At 72.1% G+C, this 23,344-nt stretch carries 26 protein-coding genes and 2 pseudogenes; 15 read left to right on the top strand and 13 right to left on the bottom strand.

What is annotated here, in order from left to right:
* Positions 1-4: 4 nt before the first annotated feature.
* Positions 5-769 (bottom strand): glucose 1-dehydrogenase, encoded by a 765-nt coding sequence (locus ACFC51_RS21780; protein WP_376367780.1) that lies wholly within the window; start codon positions 767-769, stop codon positions 5-7.
* Positions 770-1,007: 238 nt separating this feature from the next.
* Here ACFC51_RS21780 and ACFC51_RS21785 point away from each other — a divergent pair, with 238 nt between their 5' ends.
* Together ACFC51_RS21785 and ACFC51_RS21790 are read left to right on the top strand one after the other, a co-directional pair.
* A complete protein-coding gene (locus tag ACFC51_RS21785) occupies positions 1,008-1,916 on the top strand; it encodes a zinc-binding alcohol dehydrogenase family protein (RefSeq protein WP_376530312.1) in 909 nt (302 codons plus the stop codon).
* A 28-nt stretch (positions 1,917-1,944) separates the two neighbouring features.
* The gene (locus ACFC51_RS21790) at positions 1,945-3,021 is read left to right on the top strand and encodes an acyltransferase family protein (RefSeq protein ID WP_376530314.1); all 1,077 of its coding nucleotides are present in this window, start codon (positions 1,945-1,947) and stop codon (positions 3,019-3,021) included.
* A 17-nt stretch (positions 3,022-3,038) separates the two neighbouring features.
* Here the strand turns inward: ACFC51_RS21790 and ACFC51_RS21795 are convergent, their stop codons facing one another.
* The 5 genes from ACFC51_RS21795 to ACFC51_RS21815 all read right to left on the bottom strand — a co-directional run bounded on the left by ACFC51_RS21795 (position 3,039) and on the right by ACFC51_RS21815 (position 6,537).
* Positions 3,039-3,239 carry a hypothetical protein gene (locus tag ACFC51_RS21795; protein ID WP_376367774.1) on the bottom strand — a complete coding sequence of 67 codons (201 nt, stop codon included), beginning with the start codon at positions 3,237-3,239 and terminating at the stop codon, positions 3,039-3,041.
* 208 nt (positions 3,240-3,447) lie between these two features.
* Positions 3,448-3,756, bottom strand: coding sequence for an SCO5918 family protein (locus ACFC51_RS21800; protein ID WP_376367772.1), 309 nt, complete (start codon positions 3,754-3,756; stop codon positions 3,448-3,450).
* 61 nt (positions 3,757-3,817) lie between these two features.
* Positions 3,818-5,383, bottom strand: a complete 1,566-nt coding sequence (locus ACFC51_RS21805; RefSeq protein ID WP_376530317.1) for a DEAD/DEAH box helicase — start codon at positions 5,381-5,383, stop codon at positions 3,818-3,820.
* 300 nt (positions 5,384-5,683) lie between these two features.
* A complete protein-coding gene (locus ACFC51_RS21810; protein ID WP_031090619.1) occupies positions 5,684-5,887 on the bottom strand; it encodes a cold-shock protein in 204 nt (67 codons plus the stop codon).
* Positions 5,888-6,192: 305 nt separating this feature from the next.
* Entirely contained in the window at positions 6,193-6,537 is a 345-nt protein-coding gene (locus ACFC51_RS21815; RefSeq protein ID WP_376367768.1) for a MerR family transcriptional regulator, read from the bottom strand.
* 340 nt (positions 6,538-6,877) lie between these two features.
* On the opposite strand from ACFC51_RS21815, the gene ACFC51_RS21820 reads away from it, so the two are divergent.
* Together ACFC51_RS21820 and ACFC51_RS21825 are read left to right on the top strand one after the other, a co-directional pair.
* A complete protein-coding gene (locus ACFC51_RS21820; RefSeq protein WP_376367766.1) occupies positions 6,878-7,462 on the top strand; it encodes a hypothetical protein in 585 nt (194 codons plus the stop codon).
* Positions 7,463-7,560: 98 nt separating this feature from the next.
* A complete protein-coding gene (locus ACFC51_RS21825; protein WP_376530319.1) occupies positions 7,561-7,776 on the top strand; it encodes a hypothetical protein in 216 nt (71 codons plus the stop codon).
* 90 nt (positions 7,777-7,866) lie between these two features.
* On the opposite strand, the gene ACFC51_RS21830 is transcribed toward ACFC51_RS21825, so the two are convergent.
* From ACFC51_RS21830 to ACFC51_RS21840, 3 genes are all read right to left on the bottom strand, one after another.
* A complete protein-coding gene (locus ACFC51_RS21830) occupies positions 7,867-8,268 on the bottom strand; it encodes a hypothetical protein (protein ID WP_376530322.1) in 402 nt (133 codons plus the stop codon).
* 52 nt (positions 8,269-8,320) lie between these two features.
* Entirely contained in the window at positions 8,321-10,015 is a 1,695-nt protein-coding gene (locus tag ACFC51_RS21835; protein ID WP_376530324.1) for a SpoIIE family protein phosphatase, read from the bottom strand.
* A gap of 74 nt (positions 10,016-10,089) precedes the next feature.
* Positions 10,090-10,833, bottom strand: a complete 744-nt coding sequence (locus ACFC51_RS21840) for an alpha/beta hydrolase (protein WP_376367759.1) — start codon at positions 10,831-10,833, stop codon at positions 10,090-10,092.
* Between the two features lie 160 nt (positions 10,834-10,993).
* Between ACFC51_RS21840 and ACFC51_RS21845 the strand changes: the two genes are divergently transcribed.
* The 3 genes from ACFC51_RS21845 to ACFC51_RS21855 all read left to right on the top strand — a co-directional run bounded on the left by ACFC51_RS21845 (position 10,994) and on the right by ACFC51_RS21855 (position 13,627).
* Positions 10,994-11,479 carry a peroxiredoxin family protein gene (locus ACFC51_RS21845; protein ID WP_376530327.1) on the top strand — a complete coding sequence of 162 codons (486 nt, stop codon included), beginning with the start codon at positions 10,994-10,996 and terminating at the stop codon, positions 11,477-11,479.
* 105 nt (positions 11,480-11,584) lie between these two features.
* Positions 11,585-12,106: an NfeD family protein gene (locus tag ACFC51_RS21850; protein WP_376367755.1), complete on the top strand. Its 522-nt coding sequence runs from the start codon at positions 11,585-11,587 to the stop codon at positions 12,104-12,106.
* Between the two features lie 84 nt (positions 12,107-12,190).
* Positions 12,191-13,627: a flotillin family protein gene (locus ACFC51_RS21855; RefSeq protein WP_376530328.1), complete on the top strand. Its 1,437-nt coding sequence runs from the start codon at positions 12,191-12,193 to the stop codon at positions 13,625-13,627.
* Positions 13,628-13,660: 33 nt separating this feature from the next.
* Here the strand turns inward: ACFC51_RS21855 and ACFC51_RS21860 are convergent, their stop codons facing one another.
* Positions 13,661-14,755 (bottom strand): hypothetical protein, encoded by a 1,095-nt coding sequence (locus tag ACFC51_RS21860; protein ID WP_376530331.1) that lies wholly within the window; start codon positions 14,753-14,755, stop codon positions 13,661-13,663.
* 209 nt (positions 14,756-14,964) lie between these two features.
* On the opposite strand from ACFC51_RS21860, the gene ACFC51_RS21865 reads away from it, so the two are divergent.
* From ACFC51_RS21865 to ACFC51_RS21880, 4 genes are all read left to right on the top strand, one after another.
* Positions 14,965-15,714 (top strand): type 1 glutamine amidotransferase, encoded by a 750-nt coding sequence (locus ACFC51_RS21865; RefSeq protein WP_376530333.1) that lies wholly within the window; start codon positions 14,965-14,967, stop codon positions 15,712-15,714.
* 96 nt (positions 15,715-15,810) lie between these two features.
* A complete protein-coding gene (locus tag ACFC51_RS21870) occupies positions 15,811-16,593 on the top strand; it encodes a phosphodiesterase (RefSeq protein WP_376530336.1) in 783 nt (260 codons plus the stop codon).
* 152 nt (positions 16,594-16,745) lie between these two features.
* Entirely contained in the window at positions 16,746-17,216 is a 471-nt protein-coding gene (locus ACFC51_RS21875) for a TrkA C-terminal domain-containing protein (protein ID WP_327116989.1), read from the top strand.
* A 2-nt stretch (positions 17,217-17,218) separates the two neighbouring features.
* Positions 17,219-18,466: a cation:proton antiporter gene (locus ACFC51_RS21880; protein WP_376367745.1), complete on the top strand. Its 1,248-nt coding sequence runs from the start codon at positions 17,219-17,221 to the stop codon at positions 18,464-18,466.
* Between the two features lie 19 nt (positions 18,467-18,485).
* Here the strand turns inward: ACFC51_RS21880 and ACFC51_RS21885 are convergent, their stop codons facing one another.
* Both ACFC51_RS21885 and ACFC51_RS21890 read right to left on the bottom strand, forming a co-directional pair.
* Entirely contained in the window at positions 18,486-19,439 is a 954-nt protein-coding gene (locus ACFC51_RS21885; protein WP_376530339.1) for a M56 family metallopeptidase, read from the bottom strand.
* A gap of 11 nt (positions 19,440-19,450) precedes the next feature.
* A complete protein-coding gene (locus tag ACFC51_RS21890) occupies positions 19,451-19,897 on the bottom strand; it encodes a BlaI/MecI/CopY family transcriptional regulator (RefSeq protein WP_376367742.1) in 447 nt (148 codons plus the stop codon).
* A gap of 123 nt (positions 19,898-20,020) precedes the next feature.
* Here ACFC51_RS21890 and ACFC51_RS21895 point away from each other — a divergent pair, with 123 nt between their 5' ends.
* A complete protein-coding gene (locus ACFC51_RS21895) occupies positions 20,021-20,476 on the top strand; it encodes a tellurite resistance TerB family protein (protein ID WP_376367740.1) in 456 nt (151 codons plus the stop codon).
* A 166-nt stretch (positions 20,477-20,642) separates the two neighbouring features.
* Here the strand turns inward: ACFC51_RS21895 and ACFC51_RS21900 are convergent, their stop codons facing one another.
* Positions 20,643-21,707: a PucR family transcriptional regulator gene (locus ACFC51_RS21900; RefSeq protein ID WP_376367738.1), complete on the bottom strand. Its 1,065-nt coding sequence runs from the start codon at positions 21,705-21,707 to the stop codon at positions 20,643-20,645.
* 291 nt (positions 21,708-21,998) lie between these two features.
* Between ACFC51_RS21900 and ACFC51_RS21905 the strand changes: the two genes are divergently transcribed.
* From ACFC51_RS21905 to ACFC51_RS21915, 3 genes and pseudogenes are all read left to right on the top strand, one after another.
* On the top strand, positions 21,999-22,637 hold the full coding sequence (locus tag ACFC51_RS21905) for a hypothetical protein (protein WP_376530341.1): 639 nt from the start codon (positions 21,999-22,001) through the stop codon (positions 22,635-22,637).
* A gap of 100 nt (positions 22,638-22,737) precedes the next feature.
* Positions 22,738-23,073, top strand: a pseudogene (locus ACFC51_RS21910) (flotillin family protein); the annotation flags it as partial.
* A pseudogene (locus ACFC51_RS21915) lies at positions 23,065-23,325 on the top strand (hypothetical protein); the annotation flags it as partial. The pseudogenes ACFC51_RS21910 and ACFC51_RS21915, both read left to right, overlap by 9 nt.
* Positions 23,326-23,344 lie beyond the last annotated feature (19 nt).

The raw sequence follows: 23,344 nt of genomic DNA on the forward strand, positions 1-23,344 counted from the left end.
CCGCTCACTGGTTGACGAACCCGCCGTCCACCGGCATGACCGTGCCCGTGAGGAAGGGGCAGCGGTCGCTGAGCAGCCAGGCGGCGGCGTGTGCGATCTCCTCCGGCTCGGCCGTACGCCCCTGCGGGGTCATGCTGTTGACCATCTCCTCCAGGCCGGGGTTGCGCCCGAACCAGTCGGCGGTGATCTCGCTGCGCGTGGTGCCGGGCGCAACGGCGTTGACCCTGATGCCCTGTTGGGCGTACTCGTCGGCGGCCGCCCGGGTCAGGCCGACGACCGCGTGCTTGGCCGCTATGTAGGGCGCGGCGGCCGGTATGGCCACCAGCCCTCCCACACTGCTGTTGTTGACGATGGAGCAACCGCGCGCGTTCTGCAGCATGGCCGCGATCTCGTGGCGGAGACAGTTCCAGACGCCGCGCACGTTCGTGTCCATGACCGCGTCGTAGACCTCATCGCCCATGAGGTGCAGGGGAGTCCGGTCGCCGCCGAGTCCCGCGTTGTTGAAGGCGGAGTCCAGACGGCCGTAGGTGTCGACGGTGAAGGCGACGGCGCGCGCGGCGTCCTCGGCCACCGTCACGTCGCAGACGACGTAGGAGGCTTGCGCTCCCTTGTCCTTCAACTCGGCCACCAGGGAGGACAGTCGGTCCTCCCTGCGTGCGGCCAGGACGACCGTCGCCCCTTCCTCGGAGAACACGCGTGCCGCCGCCGCGCCGATACCGCTGCTCGCCCCGGTGATCAGGACGACTCTGTCGTGGAGAAGATCGCTCATGGCCGCAGTCTGGCAGGCCGGGCGCGGCACGACCATGGCTGTTCGCGTATCGCGCGGTCCCGCCCGGCTCCTGTGTGCGGGGCCCCTGGGGACGGCTGCCCGGTCCCCGCCCTGGGCAGGCGATGCAGGACGCTCACGAAAACAGACCGGATGTCCTGTTTTGCGGCCTCCCTCTCGCCGGAGACCGACCGCCGGCAGCAGACCCTACGCCCGTACGGGGCCCGCGATACCGTGCGGCATGCTCGCCATCCAGTTCGACCGCTTCGGTGGTCCGGAAGTACTCCGCCCCGTTGAGGTCGCCGCGCCCGTGGCCGGCCCCGGAGAGGTGCTCGTCACCGTCGAGGCGGCCGGGGTGAACTTCGCGGACACCCATCAGGTCGACGGCTCCTACCTCGCCGCCGACGCCCTGCCGTACGTGCCGGGCAGCGAGGTCGTGGGACGCACCCCCGACGGCAGGCGGGTGCTGGCCCGGGTGTCGCACGGCTACGCGGAGCAGGTGACCGCGAAGGAGTCCGGCCTGGTGCGGATCCCCGAGGATCTCGGCGCGGCCCAGGCCCTCGCCCTGATGATGCAGGGGCTGACCGCATGGCACCTGCTGCGTTCGGCGGCGCGGGTACAGCCCGGCGAGAGCGTCGTCGTGCACTCCGCCGCGGGCGGAGTGGGCAGCCTCGCCGTCCAGCTGGCCCGGGAGTTCGGCGCGGGCCGGGTCCTCGCCCAGGTCTCCACCCCCGCCAAGGAGCGGCTCGCCCTGGACCTCGGGGCCGACGCCGTGATCACCTACCCCCTCGCCGAGAAGGCGGACGTCGTCCTGGACGCCGTCGGCGGAGAGCTCTTCGACCGGGCTCTGGACTCCCTGGCCTCCTTCGGCCGGCTGGTGACCTACGGGAACGCCGCCCGCACCGGCTTCACCCCGGTCGACCCGGCCCGGCTCGGCCGCCTCAACGCCTCCGTCACCGGATTCTGGCTGCGCCCCGCCCTAGCCGCCCCGGGCGCGGTCGACGGCCCCCTCGAGGAGCTCTTCCGCCTCGTCGCCGAGGGCCGTCTCCGGCCCGTGGCCGGCGGCAGCTATCCGCTCGCCGAGGCACGCCGCGCCCACGAGGACCTGCTCGCGCGCCGGACCACCGGGAAGGTCGTTCTGACTCCCTGAGCGGATCCGGCGAGAATAGGGTGGCCGGATGCCCTCCTTGACCTCACGCTCCCCGGGCCCGGCCGCCGCTGGAGCCGGAGAGCCGGCCCCCGCGCGGCCCCGCCCCGGACGCGACCCCTTCTTCGACAACGCGAAGTACCTGGCCATCGTCCTCGTCGCCATGGGGCACGCGTGGGAGCCCCTGCCCGGCAGCGGTCGCGTGGTGGAGACGCTCTACACCTTCGTCTACACCTTCCACATGCCGGTCTTCATCATCATTGCCGGATACCTCTCGCGCAGCCTGGAGCTGCGGTCCGACCGGGTCTGGAAGCTCGTCACCAGCCTGGTCGTGCCCTACATCATCTTCGAGGTCGCGTACACCCTCTTCGAGCGCCTGACGGGCTCCCCGGAGTTCCCGCTGAGCCCGCTCACTCCGTACTGGCTTCTGTGGTTCCTGCCGGCGCTGTTCCTCTGGCGCCTCACCACCCCCTTCTGGCAGACAGTCCGATGGCCCGTGGCGGTGGCCCTGGGCGTCGCGGCCCTGGGGGCGGTGACCAGCAACATCGGCGGGGACCTGCAGCTCCAACGAATCCTGCAGTTCCTGCCGTACTACGTGCTAGGCCTCCAACTGCGGCCCGCCCACTTCGACTTCGTACGCCGGCGCGCGGTGCGTATCGCGTCCGTCCCCGTCGCTCTGGTGGCTCTGGCCGCCGCCTACTGGGCGGTGCCGCGCACGACGACTTCGTGGTTCTTCCGCCGGTACGGCGCCGAACAGCTCGGTTCACCCGCCTGGAGCGGCCTCCCCGTGACCCTCTTCCTCTTCGCGTGCGCGGTGGTGCTGAGCGCCTGCTTCCTCGCCTGGGTGCCGAACCGGAGGCTGTGGATGACCACTCTCGGGGCAGGCACGCTGTACGGCTACCTGCTGCACGGCTTCCTCATCAAGGGCGCGGTCAAGCTGGACCTCTTCGAGGTGGACGTCGTCTCCACCCCGCTGGGCCGGATCCTGGTGTCCGCGATCGCCGCCGTCCTGGTCACGGCTCTCTGCACCCCGCCGGTCCGGCGGGTGCTCCGGTATGTCGTGGAACCCCGGCTCGACCGGGCGAGGAAGCCGGCCCCGGCGTCCTGAGCGGGTCCGGACGGGCGTCAGCCGAGGACGTACGTCGTGCCGAGGACGGTGGCGTGCTCCAGGACGTCCTCCAGCGGGTCGTCGATCTGGCCCGTCGCGATCAGCGCCACCTGGGGCCCGTTGTGCGCGTCGGTGTGGGTCTCGTCGGCCTGAGCCGTTCCGGCCGGAAGCACGGAGGCCAGCACGGCCGCCCCGAGCACCGTCAGCTTGCTCTTCATGTCGTCCCGTCCCCTCTCCGGGCCGTCCGTGCGGCCCGGAAACGATCTTCTCGTCCCCGGCCGGGACGGAGCCACGGACACGAGCCGGGTGCCGGTGGACTGTTACAGACGTCCCCGCTTCGGCGGACACCGGAAGGCCCCCGGACGCACCGCACCCCCGGGCCGCAAGGGCTTCGGGGGTGCGGATGCGTGGTGCGGGACCGGCGTCTCAGGCGTCGCCGGGTGCCCCGAGCATCGCGGACGCGTTCTCCAGCGGGGTGAGGGGCGCCACGGGGGCGGGCACCTCCGCGGGGCGGCAGGTGAAACCGAGACGCGTCAGCGCCCTGGTCACCTCGCCGGCGGTGAAGTCCCGCCGGTCCTGCCGGGTGATGATCTCGCCCACCTGCTTGACGGGGTAGACGCGACGGCTGATGACCACCGCGTCACCCGTGACGGGCTCGGGCTTGATGCCCTTCATCGAGTCCTCCACCTCGTTCTTGAACAGATCGAAGGGGAAACGGGCGATGACACAGCGCATGGTGCCTCAACAAGGTCGAAGAGAATGCCGGAACGGATCGGCCGGGCTTCCGGCCGGGTGGCTACGCGGCCTTGTTGGACCGGCGCTGGGCCGCCGCGGCACGCGCCTGCGGCGTCGCCGTGTTGGCGTTGTTGCGGCGCCCCTGTCCGGGACGCGCGCCGCGTCGGCCTCGGGGACCGGAACCGCTGCTCTTGCGCTCCGTCACCGGCGAGCTGATCGTGACGGGCACGCCCGACGGTGCCTGGGCCCCGGTGATGCGGCTGAGCTCGGCCTCGCCGGAGCGGACCTGGGCGATCCGGGGTGTGATCCCGGCATCGGCCATCAGCCGGGTCATCTCGCGGCGCTGGTTGGGCAGCACGAGCGTGACGACGCTGCCGGACTCCCCGGCGCGGGCGGTACGGCCGCCGCGGTGCAGGTAGTCCTTGTGGTCGCTGGGCGGATCGACGTTGACGACGAGGTCGAGGTTGTCGACGTGGATGCCGCGGGCCGCGACGTTCGTGGCGACCAGCACCGTGACGTGACCGGTCTTGAAGCGGTCCAGGGTGCGGGTGCGCTGCGGCTGCGACTTGCCGCCGTGCAGCGCGGCCGCCCGGACACCGCTGTGCAGCAGGTGGTCGGTGAGCTTGTCCACCGCGTGCTTGGTGTCCAGGAACATGATCACCCGGCCGTCACGAGCGGCGATCTCAGTGGTCGTCGCGTACTTGTCGGCGCCCTGGACGTAGAGCACGTGGTGCTCCATCGTCGTCACCGCACCGGCCGCGGGGTCCACCGAGTGGACGACCGGGTCGTTCAGATAGCGGCAGACCAGAAGGTCCACGTTGCGGTCCAGGGTGGCCGAGAACAGCATCCGCTGGCCTTCGGGGTTCACCAGGTCCAGCAGCTTGGTGACCTGGGGCATGAAGCCCATGTCGGCCATCTGGTCGGCCTCGTCGAGGACCGTGATGGCGACCCGGTCGAGCTTGCAGTCGCCGCGCTCGATGAGGTCCGTGAGGCGGCCCGGGGTGGCGACCACGACTTCGGCGCCGCCGCGCAGCGCACTGGCCTGGCGGCCGATCGACATGCCGCCGACGACCGTGGCCAGCCGGAGCCGCAGCGACCGGGCGTACGGGGTGAGCGCGTCGGTGACCTGCTGGGCGAGCTCACGGGTGGGTACGAGCACCAGGGCCAGCGGACGGCGGGCGTCGGCACGGTTACCCGCGGTGCGGGCGAGCAGGGCGAGACCGAAGGCGAGCGTCTTGCCCGAGCCCGTGCGGCCGCGGCCCAGGACGTCACGTCCGGCGAGCGAGTTCGGCAGGGTGGCGCCCTGGATGGGGAACGGCACGGTCACGCCCTCGGCGCCCAGCGCCGCGAGCAGCGGCTCGGGCATGTCCAGGTCCGCGAAGGTCTCGACGGCCGGAAGGGCGGGGGTGATGGTCACCGGCAGGGCGAATTCACCCGTGACGGCGGAGGAGCGGCGGCCGTAGCCGCCGGAGCGCTTCGGCCCGCCGGAGCGGCCCTGCCCACCGGAGGCACCGGGCCGGCCGGACCCCGCCGAGCGGAATCCGTTGGCGGTACGACTGCCTGCGGATCCGCCGGACCGTGTCCGGGAAAATCGGTCGTTCGTGCGAGCGGTGCGATCGCGGTTCAATGGAGAACCCTTCCCTCGAATGGCACGTGTCGAGGGATTCTTTCCGGGCGGCTGCAGCCATGTACGGCGCCAAGAATCGCAAGAACGAGCCGGTGAAATTACGAAAAACGAAGTCCGCCCGCCGGATGAACCAGCCGGATTCGGCACTCCATATGACTGCATATAACCGCCGTGCCGCAGCCCGCCCGCACCGGGAATTACTTCGCCGGTGCGGCCGGCGCGGCGACGGCCGGGAAAACACAACGAGCTGGGACCCGCACCCCAAGGTGCGGGCCCCAGCTGCGCCGTACGCCTGAGCGATCAGGCGGGGGTGATGTTCTCCGCCTGCGGGCCCTTCTGGCCCTGCGTGACGTCGAAGTTCACCTTCTGGCCTTCCTGCAGCTCGCGGAAGCCCTGGGCGGCGATGTTCGAGTAGTGGGCGAAGACGTCAGCGCCGCCACCCTCCTGCTCGATGAAGCCGAAGCCCTTTTCCGCGTTGAACCACTTCACGGTGCCAGTAGCCATGTCATATCTCCTTCGGGGCGTTGCCCGTGGACCCACACTGTGTGAGTCCTACGTCGCCGCAAATGATTGCCCCGTCCGGAAGAGACCGGAAATACAAAAGTGCGCCCACCGGAGTGAAAACGGCGAGAGCACTTGAAGTTTTGGGAACCACAACTGCAACTGAGATCAACAGTAGCACGATTCGGGCACAAGTGAGCTGTACGCCATATCACTGTGGCGGCGCTCCACCGCGCACGGCATAAACTCTCACCGCTCATTGCGCGTATTTCTGTGCCCACGGAAACAGATATACACCCGCGCACCGGTCAGGAATCGACGCCACTCCGGCCCGGCGCGGGCCGGCGCAGCTCCTCGTTGAGGCGCAGGGCCTCCTCGAGCTGGTCCTCCAGGATCACGATGCGGCAGGCGGCCTCGATCGGCGTGCCGCCGTCGACCAGTTCACGGGCGCGGGCCGCGATGCGGAGTTGGTAACGCGAGTACCGGCGGTGGCCGCCCTCGGAACGCAGGGGGGTGATCAGGCGGGCCTCGCCGATGGCCCTCAGGAAGCCCGGAGTCGCACCGATCATCTCCGCGGCTCGCCCCATCGTGTACGCGGGGTAGTCGTCGTCGTCGAGACGGTCCGTGGCGTGCGACGGGGATTCCGGGGGCATCTGCACCTCTTCTGCTGCGCACCGGACCACCGATGTGGCCTGACTGCACAAGAAACCCTAGGCGTAGGGGTAGGTCATGTCTATCGCCGCCGGAGCAGGTTTCCTCCGTCCCCGGCGTGGCCCGCGCACGGCTCCTCTCCGCGACCGGCCCGGGAAGGCCCCCCGTGACCGCCCGGACACCCCAACACCACTGACCGACCGGTCAGTTGTCGGCGGACCGGCGAACGGTCATACTGCACTCGTAGCCCTTCACGCATCCCCCGTCGTGAAGGGCTACGTTCACGCGCGGACAGCGGTCCTCCCTGGCCGGCGCACCCGCGCGACCCGGAGCACGGACGGTATGAACGGCACGGACAGGACCTCGGCGGTGGCACGGACGGTCACGGACGTCCTGCAGCCCCGCAACGTGCTGCTCGTCGGCATGCTCGCCGTCGGGGCGGCGTCCGCGGGTGACTGGACCGGGCTTCCCTGGGGGTTCCTCGGGGCCCTCTGCGCCGGCCTCGTCCCCGCCGGCTACATCGAGTGGGAGCGCGGACGCGGGACCTGGGGGGACCGCCACGTCGTGGACCGGACGCAGCGGGCGCCCATCTTCCTGGTGATCCTGGCCTCGCTCGGCACCGGCGCGCTGATCATGGTCCTGGGCGGCGCGCCGCTCGGCATCCTGGTCGCGATGGTCTCCCTCTGGGTCATGACGACGGTGCTCCTGGCGGTCAACACGCTCTGGAAGATCTCGGTGGACTCGGCGGTCGCGTCCGCCGTCGTCGCCCTGCTCTGCGTCACGCACTCCCCGTGGTGGCTGTGCGCCGCCGTCCCGGCCCTCGCCGTGTGCTGGTCACGGGTGGCACTCGGTTACCACTCGGTGGCCCAGACCGCCGCGGGGGCGGCGGCAGGAGCCTCGACGGCCGCCGCGTTCCTCTTCGTCTGAGCCACGCGGGACGCCCCCCGGCCCCGATTGCGGACCGGCCCGGGAGCCGGTTACGTGGAAGCGGGGCCCGCGCCGCGATGTCACCTGGAGGCACGCCGATGGCCAGGAAACCGAACTCCAAGGCGGGTCTGGTGCTGAGTCTGGGCAGCAGCACGATCGCCGTGGTCCGCTCCGTCAACCGGATGCGCAGGAAGCGGGGCGAGCAGGACCGCCTGGAGACCGCGAACGCCGTGGCCGGGCTGCTGCCCCTGATCACGTCCGCCCTGCTCGTGGCCCGCCGGCTGCGCGGACACCCCCAGCAGCCTGCCGCGTGAGACGGCGGGCCCGCCGCTCGGGCCGCCGGCCCACCGGGCGACCTGCCGGGTAGGGCTGCGGCCCGCCGCGCGACGGGCCGGGCGCCCGGTTCAGGCTGCCCCCGCCGGTGTCCGCGCGCGCAGCCGCTCCAGCACCTTGGCGCGCAGCAGCTCGTACTCCTCGCGCAGGCGGACGATCTCCGGCGGCCGCTCGACGACCACGCCCCCGGACACGATCTCGTGCGCGCCGAACTGCTCCCGCGTGAGGTCGATCTCCACACCCATGCCCAGCCGGTTCCACCAGTGGTGGTCGACGCGCTCGCCGTCGACCCGCACCTCGCCCCGGATCAGGTCGCCGCCCAGCAGATCGTTGACCACGAGGGCCGTCACGCCGCACTGGTCCCTGGCCGGATTGCCGGGGTCCCACTGCGGCCGGTGCGCGGGGGTCGTGGTGTCCGCGGACCAGCTGCTGCGGACGGCTGCTTCGATATCGGTCAGGAGCAGAGGTTCCATGCCCCGGATCCTTTCAGCCGCCACTGACAACGGCGGCTCTCCACGGGGACGTTCAGTAGCCCCGGCTCCGGGAGACGAGCACGGCGATGTCGTCCTCGGCCGTGTCCGCGAACCGGTCGACGACCTCTTCGAGCAGGTCCTCCAGGCGCCCGCTCGCCGGGATCGTGAGCTGCGTGAGCCGCTCGATCGACACGTCGATGTCCTCGCCCCTGCGCTCCACCAGGCCGTCGGTGTACATGAACAGCACCGTCCCCGGGCCGCACGGCAGCACCGTCGTCCTGTACCCGCCGAAGCCCGTTCCGAGCGGCGGCCCCACGGACATCCGTGCCACCCGCGCGCCAGGTGCCCCCGGATCGATGAAGACCGGAGGCGGATGGCCCGCGCTGGCCACCTCACAGACCCCCTCCCGCCGGTCGACGACCGCGATGCAGCAGGTCGCCGCCCGGTCGAGGCCGGACCGCTCGACGGCCTTGTCGAGACGCTCCAGGACGCGGTGCGGGGGGAGGTCGTCCTCGGCCATGAGGCGCAGCATCGAGCGGTAGTTGCTCATGGCGACGGCCGCCTCCACGCCGTGGCCCATCACGTCGCCCATCACCTTCATGTGGCGTCCGCCCTGGAGCGGGATGGCGTCGAACCAGTCACCGCCGACCACCGCCTCCTCGCCCGCGGGGAGGTAGAGGGAGGCGATCTCGATGCCCGGGTTCGGCACCCTCGGGTCGGAGAGCAGGGAGCGCTGGAGCTCCAGGGCGATGCGGTGCTCGTGCGTGTAGCGGTGGGCGTGGTCCACGTCGACAGCAGCGCGGCCCGCGAGCGTCCGCGCGACGACGACGTCCAGCCCTTCGGTGAACGGGGGCGAGTCCCCCGCCCTCAGCAGGCTGAGCACCCCCAGCGGGCGTCCGCGAGCGGTGAGCGGCACGGCGACGGCCGAGTGGAGCCCGATGGCACGGTAGGCGGCGACCCGCTCGGGGGTGGGGGCGGCACGGGCGATCCGCTCGTCGTCGAGCAGGTCCACGATCACCGGCTGGTCGGCGGCCAGGCTGCGGGGCACCGCAGCGTCCTCCTGGTAGTCGATGTCCGTGCCCGGTCCACCGAACCCGGCGATGGAGTCGGCCAGTTCGGGGACGGTGGCCACCCCCGCCCTTCGAAGCCGCAGCACCCCGGACGGCGGCTCACGCCGACTGTGGTCCTCGTCCCCGCGGAGCAGCTCGACGACGGCCACGTCGGCCATCACGGGGACCACGAACTCCGCGAGCTCCTGGCAGGTCGTCTCCACGTCGAGCGTCGTACCGATGCTGACGGCCGCGTTGTCCAGGAGCGTCAGATAGGCCCTGGCCCGCCGCAACTCCTCGCGCTCGTCATCGGTGGCGGTGACTTCCTGCGCGATGGCGACCAGCCCGCACGCACGTCCGTCCCGCTCGAGACGGTGGTAGGCGACCCGCCAGAACCGCCGCTTGATGACGGACTCCACCCAGGTCTGCCCGCTGGCGGTGACCTCTCGGGGCAGTCCGTCCGCCAGCACCCGGTGCATGACGTCCGTCCGGGCGGCGATGTCCGGCAGCACCTCCGCGACGGTTCTGCCCAGGTGCGCGGAGGCCGGGACCCCGTTGAGCCGTTCGAGTGCCTGGTTCACGTAGATGTAGCGGAGATCCATGTCGAGGACTGCCACACCGGCCGGGCTGCTGCCGATCAGCTCGGCCAGCTCGGCCGCGTCGAAGCGCGGCGGGTCGGCGTGCTCTTCGGCCTGCAACGGAGCCTCCAGAGGGATGCGTCCCGTCGGGTGCCGGGCCGTCGGCCCTCACCGGTCGACGAGCACCCGGTCCCTCATCCTCTGCCGCCCCGCGCCGCCCCGCATCTCCGCGGGAGCGGGGCCCCCGCGTCGAGTCCGTCCAGCGGCAGGGTGCCCTCCGAGGCCGCCGCGCCCGGCGGCAGGCCGAAGGCGTCCTCGACCCGCTTCGGCACCGGTGAGAGCCCCAGCAGCCCGCTCACCAGCAGGCCGGCCAGGTGGTGCCAGGCCGGGGCCCGGCGGATCATCGCGTGGTCGCTGCCCGGGATCGTCACCAGGCAGGTGCGGGCACCCGCACGGCGGGCCCTGGCCGTGAGCGACTGGGACGCGAGGGGGCTCGTCACCCGGTCCCGGGTGCTGTGCAGCAGCACGACGTCACGCCCCGCCAGCTGCGTCACCGGATCGCCGGGCGGACACCACGGGGCGAGACCCACCACCGAGCGGACCAAGGGGTGCCCGGCGGCATGGAGGGCGGCACGGGCGCCCATGGAGTGGCCGAGGAGGACGACGGGGATGTCCCCCGCCTCGCGCCGCAGGGCGTCCAGCGCCCGTACCGTGTCGTGCAGCGGGTCCTCGCGGGACCCGTTCCAGCCGCGGTGCGTGTAGCGGATCCGCTGCACACGCACCCCGGAGTCACCGCGCACCGCGCGGGCCACGACCCGGGCGACCGGCAGCATGCGCAGACCCGGCAGGTTCATGGCGCCCGGCGCGGGCGCCGCCAGCCCCGTCTCGTAGCCGCCGTGGAGGATGAGCACCGCTGCCGACGGCGGTCTTTCGGCCACACGTACCTCCTGATCGGGGTGCGGGGCCGGCGCCCGCGCACTCACCCCATGTTCGGTGCCGGACGGCGTGCGGATGGGTCGAACGTGTCGATGCGTGGAAAGTGCCGTTCACTGTACGAGGCACGAATCGTTCCCGTACGCGACCCGAGGAGCCCCCGACATGGCGTCAGGACCCCAGATCGGCCAGCCGGCACCGGATTTCACCCTGCCCGGAGGCGTGCTCTCCGACGAAGCATTCGAGCGGCGCGACTACACGCTCTCCGCCGCACGCGGCCGGGCCGTCGTGCTCGCCTTCTACCCCGGTGACAACACGGCCGTCTGCACCAAGCAGCTCTGCTCCTACTCCTCGGGCCTGGAGACCTTCGAGGGCCTCGACGCCGAGGTCTGGGGAATCAGTCCACAGGGTGTGGACAGCCACGAGTCCTTCGCCCTCGGCCACAACCTGCGCATGCCCCTGCTGGCCGACACGGACCGGGAGACCACCCGTGCCTACGGGGTCGCCGCGCCCGGCATCGAGGTACGCCGCTCCGTCTTCCTGATCGGACCGGACGGGGTGCTGCGGTGGAAGCACGTCGCGCTGCTGGGCGCGACCTTCCAGTCCCTCGACACGCTCGCGGGGCAGCTCTCCGGCATCAGAACTCCCTGAAAACTGCCGGACTCCGGCAGTACCCCCGCGGGGTCCCGCATGGGACCATTCAGTCAGTTCGACGGAAACGTGTCGGGGGACACCGCGCATCGGGGGAGTGATCACGTGACCGTTTTTCTCGGCCTCGGCATTGCGGGGATCGCGCTGCTCACGCTCTCCCTGATCTTCGACGGGATCCTCGAAGGACTTCTCGGGGACGCGCTGGGCGGGCTGCTGAACGGTTTCTTCGACGGTCTGCTCTCCCTGCCCGTCATCGCCGGTTTCCTCTCGATGCTCGGCTTCGGGGGAGCAATCGTCCTCGGCACCACCGGGGCCGCTCTCCCGGTGGCGATCGCGGCGGGCGCCCTCGCGGGCCTCGTCGCGGCCTGGCTGACCTGGAAGTTCAGCCAGGCCCTGATGCGGGACCAGACCACGGCCACCCCGCGCGGCGACGACCTCGTCGGCACCTCGGGATCCGTGGTCACACCGATCCCGGCCGACGGCTACGGCGAGGTCCTGCTGCGGCTCGCGGGACAGACCGTGAAGTACTCCGCGAAGAGCGCCGCCCCGGTCGAACGCGGCGCGGAGGTCTGGGTGGAGGCCACCCTCTCGACCACCTCGGTCACCGTCCGCCCCGTCGAGCGCTGACCCACCAGCGAGTCGCACGCCTGTCCGAAACCCGTACAGCGAACACACTGCCGTCCCGTCGGGAGGGCAGGGGGGACACCTCTCATGAGTCCAGTAGTCATCGCCGTCATCGGCATCGTCGTCCTTTTCGTACTCCTCGCTCTCGCCGTGATCACCCGGTACAAGGTCGCGGGGCCCAGCCAGGCCTTCATCATCACGGGCCGCCGCGGCAAGAAGTCCACCGATCCGGTGACCGGCCGCACCAGCATCGACAACAGCGGCCAGAAGGTCGTCGTCGGCGGCGGTGTCTTCGTGGTGCCCTTCGTCCAGCAGAAGTTCACCCTGGACCTCTCCAGCCGGCACATCCCCGTCGCCGTGCGCGGTGCCGTCACCCTGCGCGGGGTGAAGTCCAACCTGGAGGGCGTCGCGATCGTCAAGGTCGGCGGCAGCGAGGACGCGATCCGCGCCGCGGCCCAGCGCTTCCTCCAGCAGCAGAACGGCATCGTCGGCTTCACCCAGGAGGTGCTCTCCGGAGCGCTCCGCGCCATCGTCGGCCGCATGTCGGTCGAGGACATCATCCGCGACCGCGCGGCGTTCGCCGGCCAGGTGGCCGAGGAGGCGGAGGCCAGCCTGTCCGGCCAGGGCCTCATCCTGGACGCCTTCCAGATCCAGGACATCACCACCGAGGGCTCCTACCTGGAGGACCTGGGCCGTCCCGAGGCGGCCCGCGCCAAGCAGGAGGCCGACATCGCCGAGGCCATCGCCCGGCGTGCCTCCGAGCAGGCCCGGCTGAAGGCGGCCGAGGAGATCGCCATCGCCGAGCGGACGTTCTACCTCAAGCAGGCGGAGATCAAGGCGGAGACCGAGGCCGCCGCGGCCAAGGCCAACGCCGCGGGCCCGCTCGCCGAGGCGGCCCGTCAGCAGGAGGTCCTCGCCGAGCAGGAGAAGGTCGCCCAGCGCCAGGCCGCCCTGACCGACCGCGAGCTCGACACCAAGGTCCGCAAGCCCGCCGACGCCGCCCGCTACCGGGCGGAGCAGGAGGCCGAGGCCCGCCGCATCGCCCAGGTCAAGGAGGCCGAGGCCGACGCCGAGCGCTCCCGCCTGACCGGTCAGGGCGAGAAGCTGCACCGCTCGGCCCTCGCCGACGCCGTACGCATCGAGGGTGAGTCCGAGGCGGCCGCCATCGCCGCGAAGGGCGCCGCGGAGGCCGAGGCCATGCAGAAGAAGGCGGACGCCTTCGCGCAGTACGGCGACGCGGCCGTCCTCCAGATGCTCGTCGAGGTGCTCCCCCAGGTCGTCGCCAAGGCGTCCGAGCCGCTCAGCGCCATCGACAAGATGACGGTCATCTCGACGGACGGTGCGAGCCAGCTGTCCCGCACGGTCACCGACAACGTCGCCCAAGGCCTGGAGCTCCTCAACTCCACGACGGGCGTCGACCTGGGCGCGCTGCTCCGGAACCTCCAGGGCAAGGCGGGCGGCAGCGCCACGCCCGCCGTACCCGCCGCCGCGGCCAACGGCGAGAAGATCGAGATCAAGGACTGACCAGGCGTCCCCAGGTGCCCGGCCGGCGGAGGTTCACCGGCCGGGCGCACGCGCGTCCGTGTCCGCGCCCGCCTCTGCCCCTGCCCCTCCCTCTGTCCCTGCCCCCGCCCCCGCCTCTGCCTCTGCCTCTGCCTCCCGGACGGCGGCGAACCTCTCCCGCCACGGGGTACGGGCGCGGGGATCGTCATCGGCATCCGCGAGTCCGGCTGCCTCTGCGGCGAGTCGGGCCCGCATGGCCTCGTCCCACGCGTCCCGCGCCGCCTGCCTGCGGCACGCCCCGCACCGCGTCCCGTCGTCGTCACCCGGCCCCGGCCGGAAGAGGTGCTCCTCGCCCGGACCCGCGCAGACCACCAACGGCACCATGGAAGGCGCCGGTTCGGGTCGCGGCGCGGGGAGCGGTTCCCCGGGCAGCTTCTGCACGAGCCTGTGCCGCAGGAAGCCCACGGCCGACCTCACCCCGTCGGCGGGCAGGTCACCTGCCAACACCCGGCGCATCTCCCCCGCCGTGACGCCACGCCGCAGCCACACCACGGCGAGCTTCACCAACTTGCGGGCCTCCGCGACCCCCAGGTGCAGCGACCGGTGCGCGTGCCGCAGGGACAGCAGCACCCGCTCGGCCTCCGCCGCCTCCGGTTCGTCGCAGGCCAACTCAGCGGGAGCCGACGCTGTTTCGGAGGGTGGGCGGGGAGAGTTCTTCTCACGTTCTTCATCCACCGGTCTTTGACGACCGGCCACGCGAGCCCCCGGATGCCCGACCGTCGGATTGCGCTCACCCGGAGACACGCCCGGCACGGCCGAACCCCCGTCCCGGGCGTCCCTCGCCTCTTCCGGGGTCAGGACGACGTTCGCGAGGAGCTGTTCGGTGACCCAGAAGCCCTTACCGCCCTGCCGTCGCCACTCGTGGAGGTGTCCGTGGGCGACCAGTTGCTGCTTGGCTTTCTGGTAGGCCCGTCCGGTGATCCCGAGGGCCCGCGCGTGCTCACTGAGGGCCGCACCGCGCCGGTCGGCGGGGAGCCCTTGCACATAGAGAAGGAGGATCTTTGCGTCACTGCTCAGACGCTGACTGCGAATCAGCTCGTTCGCGGCCTTCGTGTAGCCGCGGGACGGCGGGATAGCATGCCAAAGCATCGTGGTGGGTCTCTTCCACTGGCGGTGAAGGTCCTCGGGCTGTGCTGCTAACACATCCGGGGACCGCGCCACGTGTACGTCTGCACACGCAGCGTGATGACGCGATCACGCTACCGCAGTCAAAACCCTCCGCCCGGCCTCCGGCGTGACGTTCACACCTGGGGGTGACCGGGGCATATTCCCTCCATGGACGAGGGCAGGAGCACCCCATGAGCGTCAGCGGCACGAGGGCCACGGCACTGGTGGTCCAGAACCAGCCCGGGCAAGGGCTGGGCCGCTGGACGGAGTGGCTGACGGAGCGGGGCGTGACGCCCCGCGTGGTCCACGCGTACGAGGGCGAACCCGTCCCGGACCGGCTGGAGCACAGCGCACTCGTCGTCCTCGGCGGTGCCCGTCTGCCCGACGACGACGTCGACGCGCCCTGGCTGCCCGCGACCCGGGCACTCGTACGCGAGGCACTCGACCGGGAGACACCGATGTTCGGCATCTGCCTCGGCGGCCAGATGCTCGCCCAGGTCGCCGGGGGCGAGGTACGCGGGAACCACGGGACGCCCGAGTTCGGCAGCACCCGCCTCAGCCTGCGCCCCGAGGCGGCGGCCGACCCGGTGTTCCACGGACTGCCCGCGCATCCTCCTGCCATCGAGAACCACATCGACGCCGTCACCGCGCTCCCCGCCGGCGCCCACTGGCTCGTCAGCAGCGAGCACTGCCCCTACCAGGCGTTCCGTGTCGGCCCCGCCGCATGGGGCGTGCAGTTCCACCCGGAGACGACGGCCGAGCGCATCCTCGGCTGGAACCGCGACCGGCTGGCCCGCCACGGCGCCCCCGCCCCGGAGACGCTGCACACCCTGGCCCTGCGGGACGAACCGTCGGCCACCGACACCTGGCGCACCGTCGCCCACCGCTTCGCCGATGCGGTGACCGCGACGCTCCGTCCTCCGGGTCCCCCGCCCCGTTGATGTACCGCGCCCGTGGCGGGACATCGGACCGGCCCTCGTGGTTCACCTCAGGCTGAATCCGTTGCCGTGTCCGGACCGCCCCTGGATCATCGCAGGATGCCCGCGTCCATCGCGCACCTCAGCGACCCGCATCTCACGACGGGCCCGCTCGCCGGAGCCCCCGCGGAAGGGCTGCGCCGAGCGCTCGGCCGGGTCCTCGTGCTCGACCCGCAGCCCGACTGCGTGGTGATCACCGGCGATCTGGCCGACCGGGGCGAACCGGAGGAATACCGGGCGTTCCACCAGGTGATCGACCGCTTCCCGCTGCCCCTGCACCTGGTGGCCGGCAACCACGACGACCCCGGAGAGCTGCTGGCCGAGTTCGCCGGCACACGCTTCCTGGGCGAGGGGGCGCAGACCCACTACGCGGTGGACCACCCGGCGTTCACCCTCGTCGTCCTGGACTCGACCGTGCCGCGCTCACCGGGCGGGCGCCTCGGCGCCCCGCAGCTGGCGTGGCTCGACAAGGCGCTCGCCCGCAGACCGGACCTCCCGGCGGTCGTCTGCCTGCACCACCCGCCGATCGCGGTCGGCATCCCGTTCCTCGACGGGATGCGCCTGGAGAACGGCGAGGAGCTGGCCTCCGTGCTCACCCGCCACGACAACGTCACGCGGGTGCTCGCCGGTCACGTGCACCGCCCCGTCGTCGGCGCCTTCGCCGGCAGCGTCGTGGCCACCGCCCCCAGCACCCACCTCCAGAGCGGCCTGGTCCTGCGGGACGCCGTACCCCCCTACGCACCGGAGCCGACCAGCTTCCTGCTCCATCTCGCCGGCGACGCCGCCTGGGTCACCCACACCGTCCCCGTGAGCCATGCCGCCGCGAGGGTCGCAGGCTTCTGACCGGCACCGTGCGTCAGTCGTCTCCCGGGCCGCACCCGCCTCGCGTCCCGGCATCCCCGACGGCCGGACACGGCCTCCGGTTAGGGTAATGAGCAGCTAAAGAGATGATCAAAAGCGTCGCCCTGCCGCCGCGCGCCCCTCGGGAGGAAGCCATGGGAACCCACCGCACATCGCTGCCAGGAGTCGGCGTCCAGTACGACTACACCACCGAGTCGGGACAGCACATCTCCGTGGTCGTGCACCACGACGGGCGGCGGTTCCTCGGGTTCTACGAACAGGACGACCCAGATTCGTGCGTGCTCTCCGTACCCCTGACGACCGCAGAGGCGACCGGGCTCGCCCACCTCATCGACGCGGCGCCGATCGACGCCGTGCGGACCGAGGGGATCGACCTGGTCACCGAGCACATCCCGCTCGGAACCCGCTCCCCGTACGGCGGGCGGCTGCTCGGCGACACCCGGGCGCGGACGCGGACGGGGGCCTCGATCGTGGCCGTGCTGCGCACCCACAGCGCGCACCCGTCGCCGGGTCCGGACTTCCGGCTGGCCATCGGGGACACGCTCGTCGTCGTAGGTACGCGTGAGGGCGTCGACACGCTCTCCGAGATCATTGCGGAGGGCTGACCGTGCACGACACGACTGCACTGCTCGTGGAGCTGGGCTCCGTCATCCTGGGGCTCGGCATCATCGGAAGGTTCGCCGGCCGCATAGGCCTCTCGCCGATCCCGCTGTACCTGCTCGCCGGACTCGCGTTCGGTGAGGGCGGTCTGCTGCCTCTCGGGGCCAGCGAGGAGTTCACCGCCATCGGGGCGGAGATCGGCGTCATCCTGCTGCTGCTCCTGCTCGGCCTGGAGTACAGCGCCTCGGAGCTGGTCACCAGCCTCAAGACGCAGTATCCGTCCGGGGTCGTCGACTTCGTGCTCAACGCGACACCCGGTGCGATCGCCGGCCTGATGCTCGGATGGGGGCCCGTGGGGGCCGTCGCCCTGGCCGGGGTCACCTGGATCTCGTCGTCGGGTGTGATCGCCAAGGTGATGACCGACATGGGGCGGCTCGGCAACCGCGAGACGCCCGTGATCCTCGGTGTCCTCGTCATCGAGGACCTGGCCATGGCCGTCTACCTGCCGCTGCTCACCGCGATGCTCGCCGGTGTCGGTCTCGCCGGTGGCAGCATCGCGCTGCTGATCGCTCTCGGGACCGTCGGCTTCGTGCTGTACCTGGCGCTGCGTCACGGCCGGCTCATCAGCCGTGCGGTGTCCTCCGACAACCCGGAGATGCTGCTCCTCGTCGTCCTCGGGCTCACCGTCCTGGTGGCCGGAGTGGCCCAGCAGCTCCAGGTGTCCGCCGCCGTCGGCGCGTTCCTCGTGGGCATCGCCCTCTCCGGCGAGGTCGCCGAGGGCGCGCGCAAGCTGCTGACGCCGTTGCGCGACCTGTTCGCGGCCGTCTTCTTCGTCTTCTTCGGGCTGTCCACCGACCCGGCGGAGATCCCGCCCGTGCTGCTTCCGGCGGCGCTGCTGGCGATCGTCACCGTCTTCACGAAGATCGGCACCGGCTGGTACGCCTCCCGGCGCGCCGGGATCGGCCCGCGGGGCCGCTGGCGCGCGGGCGGCACACTGGTCGCGCGCGGGGAGTTCTCGATCGTCATCGCCGGGCTGGCCGTGGCCACGGAACCGCGGATCGGGCCCATCGCGACGGCCTACGTGCTGATCCTGGTGATCGCCGGGCCGCTCACCGCCCGGTGGACGGAACCGGTCGCCTCGAAGCTCCAGGCCGCGCTGGCCGGGAAGCGGAAGAAGCAGGTCCCCGCGGGGGACCAGCCGATGCCCTCGCACGACGACCTCACGCCGGAGCACGCGGGGCGCGACTCCGACTGAGGCGGCCTCCGGCAGCCGCTCAGAGCGGGGTGGCCGCGTGGAGGATGGAGACGAGCGTGACCGTCGCGTTGAGCGACGACAGCGCCGAGGCCGCCGTCCCCACCGTCGCGGTCACCGCCGCCAGGGCCAGGTGCGCCGAGGCCGGGGGCCAGAGCCCGGCCGAGGGCTCCGGGTCGAGGAGCGCCGCCACCCGGCGGGGCACGGGGCCCGCGGCCGCGAAGGCGGGGAGCACGGCGGGGCCCGGCGAGAGGTGCGAGACCAGGGCCGCCCGGCCGACCGCCGTGGCGACGGCCCGGCGGCTGCCGACCACGTACGCCGCCTCCTCGTCCGCCCAGCGTTCGGTGCTGTACGCCACCGCCGTGCGCAGGGGCAGGAGGAACGGGTTGGCGCGTGCCGCGAGCTGCGTGACCAGCAGATAGCGGTGGTGGCGGCCGGTCAGGTGCGCGCGCTCGTGGGCGACGAGCGCCCGCCGTTCGCGGGCTCCCAGACACTCCATCATCGCGGTGGAGACGACGACCAGGCCGCCGCGCCCGCGCCGGCCCGGGAGGGCGTACGCGTAGGGGTCGGGGGACGGGACCACCGCGAGGTCCCCGCCGTCACCCGGCCCCGTCGACGGCGGCAGGGCACGGGTGGCGAGCGCCCGGGTCCTCGTGTGCCGCAGCAGGGTGGAGCCGCAGGCCGCCAGCACCGCGCCCAGGACGCCGATCGCGAACAGGCCCGCCTTCTCCTCGTACGGCACGGCGGCCCGCACCTCCGGGTCCGACCAGCCGTCGGGCAGCGGGTTCCCGGGGAGCTGGGCCGTGCCCACCACCATGAGCAGGGCCAGGCACAGGGTGCTGCACAGGGCCAGCGTCGAACCCACCACGGCCAGCAGCCGGGTGGCGCTCCGGGGGTGCAGATGCTGTTCGGCGAGACGCGCCATGGGCAGCGCGGTCAGCGGCAGGACGAGTGGCAGGTAGACGAAGACGCCCATCGTGGTGGCTCTCAGCCTTCCGGGGCGGCGGAGTCGTCGTGGGGGCCGGGGTCCTCGGCCGCGCGGTCGAGCAGTGCGCGGAGCCTGGCCTCGTCGCCCGGGGAGAGCGCGGAGACGAAACGTGCCAGCACGGCTTCCCGGTCGCGCTCGCCGTCCAGGACGCGGCGCATCCGCAGGGCGGCGAGACCTGCCACGTCGGACGCCGGGGTCCAGACGTAGGAGCGGCCCTGGCGGGTGCGGGTGACGGCCTTCTTCGCGTGGAGGCGGGACAGGATCGTGATCACCGTGGTGTAGGCGAGGTCGCCGTCGAGGTGCTCCTGGACCCAGCCGGCCGTCGCGGGGGCGCCCGCCGAGCGCAGCACGGTCAGGACCTGGGACTCCAGCTGTCCCTGGCCGCGCCGGGGCAGCCGTGGGCCGTCCTGGGTGCCGCCGTCGTCCGTACCTGTGGGCCTGTTCATCCGCCGCATCCTACTGAGTGGCCGTCGAACGGCCTGTCGGCCGCCGTCCATCCGCCGTTCTTCTACACCGCTGTAGAGTTCCAGTGGTTCCCGACCACAGTCAACGCAACGTATGGAGACGTCATGGCCCTTTGGGATCGGATCAAGGAATCCGCGTCGACGATGCAGACGCAGCTGGAGGCGAAGAAGAACGACCTCAAGAGCGGGGCGTTCCGGGACGCGAGCATGGCCATGTGCGCCCTGGTCTCCGCCGCCGACGGCACCATCGACCCGTCCGAGCGGCAGCGCGTCGCCTCCCTGATCGCCACCAACGACGTTCTGCAGAACTTCCCGGCGGACGATCTCCAGCGCCGGTTCAACGCGTACGTGGACAAGCTGACCGCGGACTTCGCCTTCGGCAAGGTCAGCGTGCTCCAGGAGATCGCCAAGGCGAAGAAGAAGCCCGCCGAGGCGCGCGCGGTCATCCAGATCGGCATCGTCATCGGTGGTGCCGACGGGGACTTCGACAAGTCGGAGCAGGCCGTCGTCCGGGAGGCCTGCTTCACACTGGACCTGCCGCCGCACGAGTTCGACCTGTAGGACGTCCGCGGAGGGCGTACGGACCGGAGCCCCCGGGCCGTACGCCTCACGGGCCTTCCCACCCGTACGTCCCAGGGCACCGCCTGTACGCCTCGCGGGTCCCGCCGGCCGTCAGAGCTCCGTCGCGGGCCCGCCCACCCGTACGCCTCAAGGGCCCCGCCGGCCGTCAGAGCTCCGTCGCGGGCCAGTCCAGCAGCCGGGCGCCGATCACCGCCGTCTGCAGGGTGTAGCGGTGCGCGGGGTCAGTGGGATCGGAGCCGGTCAGCTGGTGTATCCGCTCCAGCCGGTACGTCAGCGCGCGCACGCTGAGCGACAGACGCCGGGCCGTCTCGGCGGCCACACAGCCCGCGTCGAAGTAGACCGACAGGGTACGCAGCAGGGGTTCCGCGCCGCCCCGCGCCTGCCTGAGCGGTCCGAGCTCACTGCGCACCAGGTCGGCCATCGCCTGCCGGTCCCTCGTCAGCACCGGATAGACCAGCAGGTCGGCGGCGTACAGCACCGGGTCGTCGAGCCCCATCCGCTGCGCCAGGTGGAGCGCGTCCAGCGCCTCGTCGTACGAGTGGACCACGCCGCCGGGACCGCGGTGCGGCCGGCCGACCGCGACCACGCCCCCGTCCGTCGCGGCGTGGGCCTGCTTGGCGAAGTACCGCAGGACGTCGGGCTGGCTGCCGGGGGCAAGGCACACGAGACGCCCGTCCTTCGTCGTCAGCAGGATCTTCCGGCCGTCGAAGCGCGCGAGCAGCGCCGCCTCCACACTCCGCGGCACGGAGTCGGACTCGGTGTACGCCTCGGGGCCCGCGGCCACGGCGACGGCATGAGCCCGGGACAGCCTCAACCCGAACCGGGTGGCACGCTCCGCGAGCCTGCCGAGGTCGCTGCGCCCGTACAGCAGGTCGTCGATGAACTCCCGCCGCGCCGCCTCCTCCCGCCGCACGGTGAGGCGCTGGGCACCCTCGAAGCCCTCCGCGAAGGCGTCCACCGCCTGTTCCACGGCCCCCAGCACGGCATCGGCGCCGGAGACCCCCGGCACGGCACGCGACCAGGCTGCGCGGGTCTCCGAGAGATGGCGGCGCACCAGGGCACGCAGCTGGTGCCCGGCCTCCGCGGCCTCACGCCCGAGCGTGCGCCGCGCCTCCAGCTCGTCCCGGGTGAGCCGACGGCCGGTCTGCGCGACCTCGGCGAGGACGCGGGCGTACCCCTCCAGGAACCTCTCGGGGATCTCGGGCTCCACGCTTCACTCCTCCGTACCTCTGCTCCGTCATCTCCCCAACGCGCACGACCGGCTTCCAGTGCCCGGCAGCCGGCACCCGCGAAGCCTGCCGGATTCCGGCAGTGCGCCGAGGAGGCTCCGACTGTCACCATCGGTCCAGCAACACACGGGGGAAGCACGGGGGATCACGGGGGATCACGGGGGAAGGAACCGGTTGCTGCGGGACCGTTCGCGGTGTCGCAGCGCCGGCGCCCCGCCGCCGTCGCCCTGCCCCGGACCGTACAGCGTGACGTGCCACAGGGGGTGGGCCGGATGACCGAATTCCTTTCCGCAGCAGTCGCCTTCCCGGCCGTCGTCCTCGGTGCGGCCCTGGTGGTCGTCGTCTGCTTCTGGCTGCTGGTGCTGGCCGGAGCCGCCGCACCCGACTCCTTCGACACCGACCTCGACAGCGACGCGGTCGGCTTCGGCGGGGTGCCCGTCTCCGTGTCGGTGTCGCTGTTCGTCGTCCTCGCCTGGTTCGCCGGCCTGACCGGCTCGGTCCTGGTGCTCCGCAGCGGAGCCACCGGTACCGTGCGGGCCGCTCTCCACCTCACCGTCCTGGCCGGTGCGCTTCTGGTCGCCTGGGGGGTGGTCCGCATGCTCGTACGCCGATTCCGCCGGTTCTTCCCCGCGGAGCCTCCACCGTCCCGGGAGGACTTCGTGGGCCAGGTCTGCACGATCCGCACGGGGTCCGTCAGCACCGACTTCGGCCGGGCCGAGGTCGCGGCGGCCGACGGATCGACCGCCGTCGTGCAGGTGCGGCAGCCGCTGCGGGTGTCCGGACCGGCCGAGGTGTTCACCTCCGGCAGCACGGGACTCCTCTACGCGTACGACGCCGACGGCGAGTTCTTCTGGGTCTCGCCGTACGACGCGGCGCTCGCCCCGCGCCCGCTGCCACGCACCGCGGGCTGACCCCCGCTCATCGCCTTCCGGGCCCCCGGGCCCCGGTTCCGCATGCAGTCGTGCGGGCCCCTTCCCGCTTCGTACGTCCCACCAGCCGCCAAGGACCGACATGGATGCCCTCTCCTGGGGCATCGGCGTGCTCATCGCCGTCGCTCTGCTCTTCGTCATCACCCGGCTCTTCCGCAAGGTCGAGCAGGGGAAGGCGCTGATCATCTCCAAGACAAAGAAGGTCGACGTCACCTTCACCGGCGCCGTGGTCCTGCCAGTGCTGCACAAGGCCGAGACCATGGACATCTCGGTGAAGACCATCGAGATCCGGCGAACCGGACGCGAGGGCCTGATCTGCCAGGACAACAACCGGGCGGACGTCCACATCACCTTCTTCGTCCGGGTCGACAAGACCGTCGAGGACGTCATCACGGTCGCCCAGGCCGTCGGCGCCGAGACGAACCTGCTGAAGCCGGCCCGCCCTGCGGGGCACGCTCGCACCGGAGCAGTCCGACCGCTGGAGTGCGATCACCTCCGCGCACGTGCGCACGCAGGCGCTCGGCGGCCCGGACGGCGACCCCGCCGCCCGGGCGGTCGGGGCGCCGGACTGCTCGCCGACCGGATCGCCGCCGTCGAGACGGCCGTCGAGCGCGCGGCCGGCCCGCGCCGGCTGCTCACCGCTCCCACTCCCGGGCCACGGGAGTGCTGACACCCCCTCACGGCCACAC

The sequence above is a fragment of the Streptomyces sp. NPDC055962 genome (assembly GCF_042270185.1).
Lineage (GTDB): Bacteria > Actinomycetota > Actinomycetes > Streptomycetales > Streptomycetaceae > Streptomyces.

What these genes read in the sequence shown, in the direction of transcription:
- ACFC51_RS21815 (WP_376367768.1), bottom strand. Translation starts at nt 6,537, where the DNA reads ATGCCCCCGGAATCCCCGTCGCACGCCACGGACCGTCTCGACGACGAC.
- ACFC51_RS21845 (WP_376530327.1), top strand. Translation starts at nt 10,994, where the DNA reads ATGGCGTCAGGACCCCAGATCGGCCAGCCGGCACCGGATTTCACCCTG.
- ACFC51_RS21890 (WP_376367742.1), bottom strand. Translation starts at nt 19,897, where the DNA reads ATGAACAGGCCCACAGGTACGGACGACGGCGGCACCCAGGACGGCCCA.
- ACFC51_RS21905 (WP_376530341.1), top strand. Translation starts at nt 21,999, where the DNA reads ATGACCGAATTCCTTTCCGCAGCAGTCGCCTTCCCGGCCGTCGTCCTC.
- ACFC51_RS21865 (WP_376530333.1), top strand. Translation starts at nt 14,965, where the DNA reads ATGAGCGTCAGCGGCACGAGGGCCACGGCACTGGTGGTCCAGAACCAG.
- ACFC51_RS21825 (WP_376530319.1), top strand. Translation starts at nt 7,561, where the DNA reads ATGGCCAGGAAACCGAACTCCAAGGCGGGTCTGGTGCTGAGTCTGGGC.
- ACFC51_RS21810 (WP_031090619.1), bottom strand. Translation starts at nt 5,887, where the DNA reads ATGGCTACTGGCACCGTGAAGTGGTTCAACGCGGAAAAGGGCTTCGGC.
- ACFC51_RS21790 (WP_376530314.1), top strand. Translation starts at nt 1,945, where the DNA reads ATGCCCTCCTTGACCTCACGCTCCCCGGGCCCGGCCGCCGCTGGAGCC.
- ACFC51_RS21800 (WP_376367772.1), bottom strand. Translation starts at nt 3,756, where the DNA reads ATGCGCTGTGTCATCGCCCGTTTCCCCTTCGATCTGTTCAAGAACGAG.
- ACFC51_RS21795 (WP_376367774.1), bottom strand. Translation starts at nt 3,239, where the DNA reads ATGAAGAGCAAGCTGACGGTGCTCGGGGCGGCCGTGCTGGCCTCCGTG.
- ACFC51_RS21875 (WP_327116989.1), top strand. Translation starts at nt 16,746, where the DNA reads ATGGGAACCCACCGCACATCGCTGCCAGGAGTCGGCGTCCAGTACGAC.
- ACFC51_RS21870 (WP_376530336.1), top strand. Translation starts at nt 15,811, where the DNA reads ATGCCCGCGTCCATCGCGCACCTCAGCGACCCGCATCTCACGACGGGC.
- ACFC51_RS21885 (WP_376530339.1), bottom strand. Translation starts at nt 19,439, where the DNA reads ATGGGCGTCTTCGTCTACCTGCCACTCGTCCTGCCGCTGACCGCGCTG.
- ACFC51_RS21785 (WP_376530312.1), top strand. Translation starts at nt 1,008, where the DNA reads ATGCTCGCCATCCAGTTCGACCGCTTCGGTGGTCCGGAAGTACTCCGC.
- ACFC51_RS21860 (WP_376530331.1), bottom strand. Translation starts at nt 14,755, where the DNA reads ATGCTTTGGCATGCTATCCCGCCGTCCCGCGGCTACACGAAGGCCGCG.
- ACFC51_RS21820 (WP_376367766.1), top strand. Translation starts at nt 6,878, where the DNA reads ATGAACGGCACGGACAGGACCTCGGCGGTGGCACGGACGGTCACGGAC.
- ACFC51_RS21855 (WP_376530328.1), top strand. Translation starts at nt 12,191, where the DNA reads ATGAGTCCAGTAGTCATCGCCGTCATCGGCATCGTCGTCCTTTTCGTA.
- ACFC51_RS21895 (WP_376367740.1), top strand. Translation starts at nt 20,021, where the DNA reads ATGGCCCTTTGGGATCGGATCAAGGAATCCGCGTCGACGATGCAGACG.
- ACFC51_RS21830 (WP_376530322.1), bottom strand. Translation starts at nt 8,268, where the DNA reads ATGGAACCTCTGCTCCTGACCGATATCGAAGCAGCCGTCCGCAGCAGC.
- ACFC51_RS21780 (WP_376367780.1), bottom strand. Translation starts at nt 769, where the DNA reads ATGAGCGATCTTCTCCACGACAGAGTCGTCCTGATCACCGGGGCGAGC.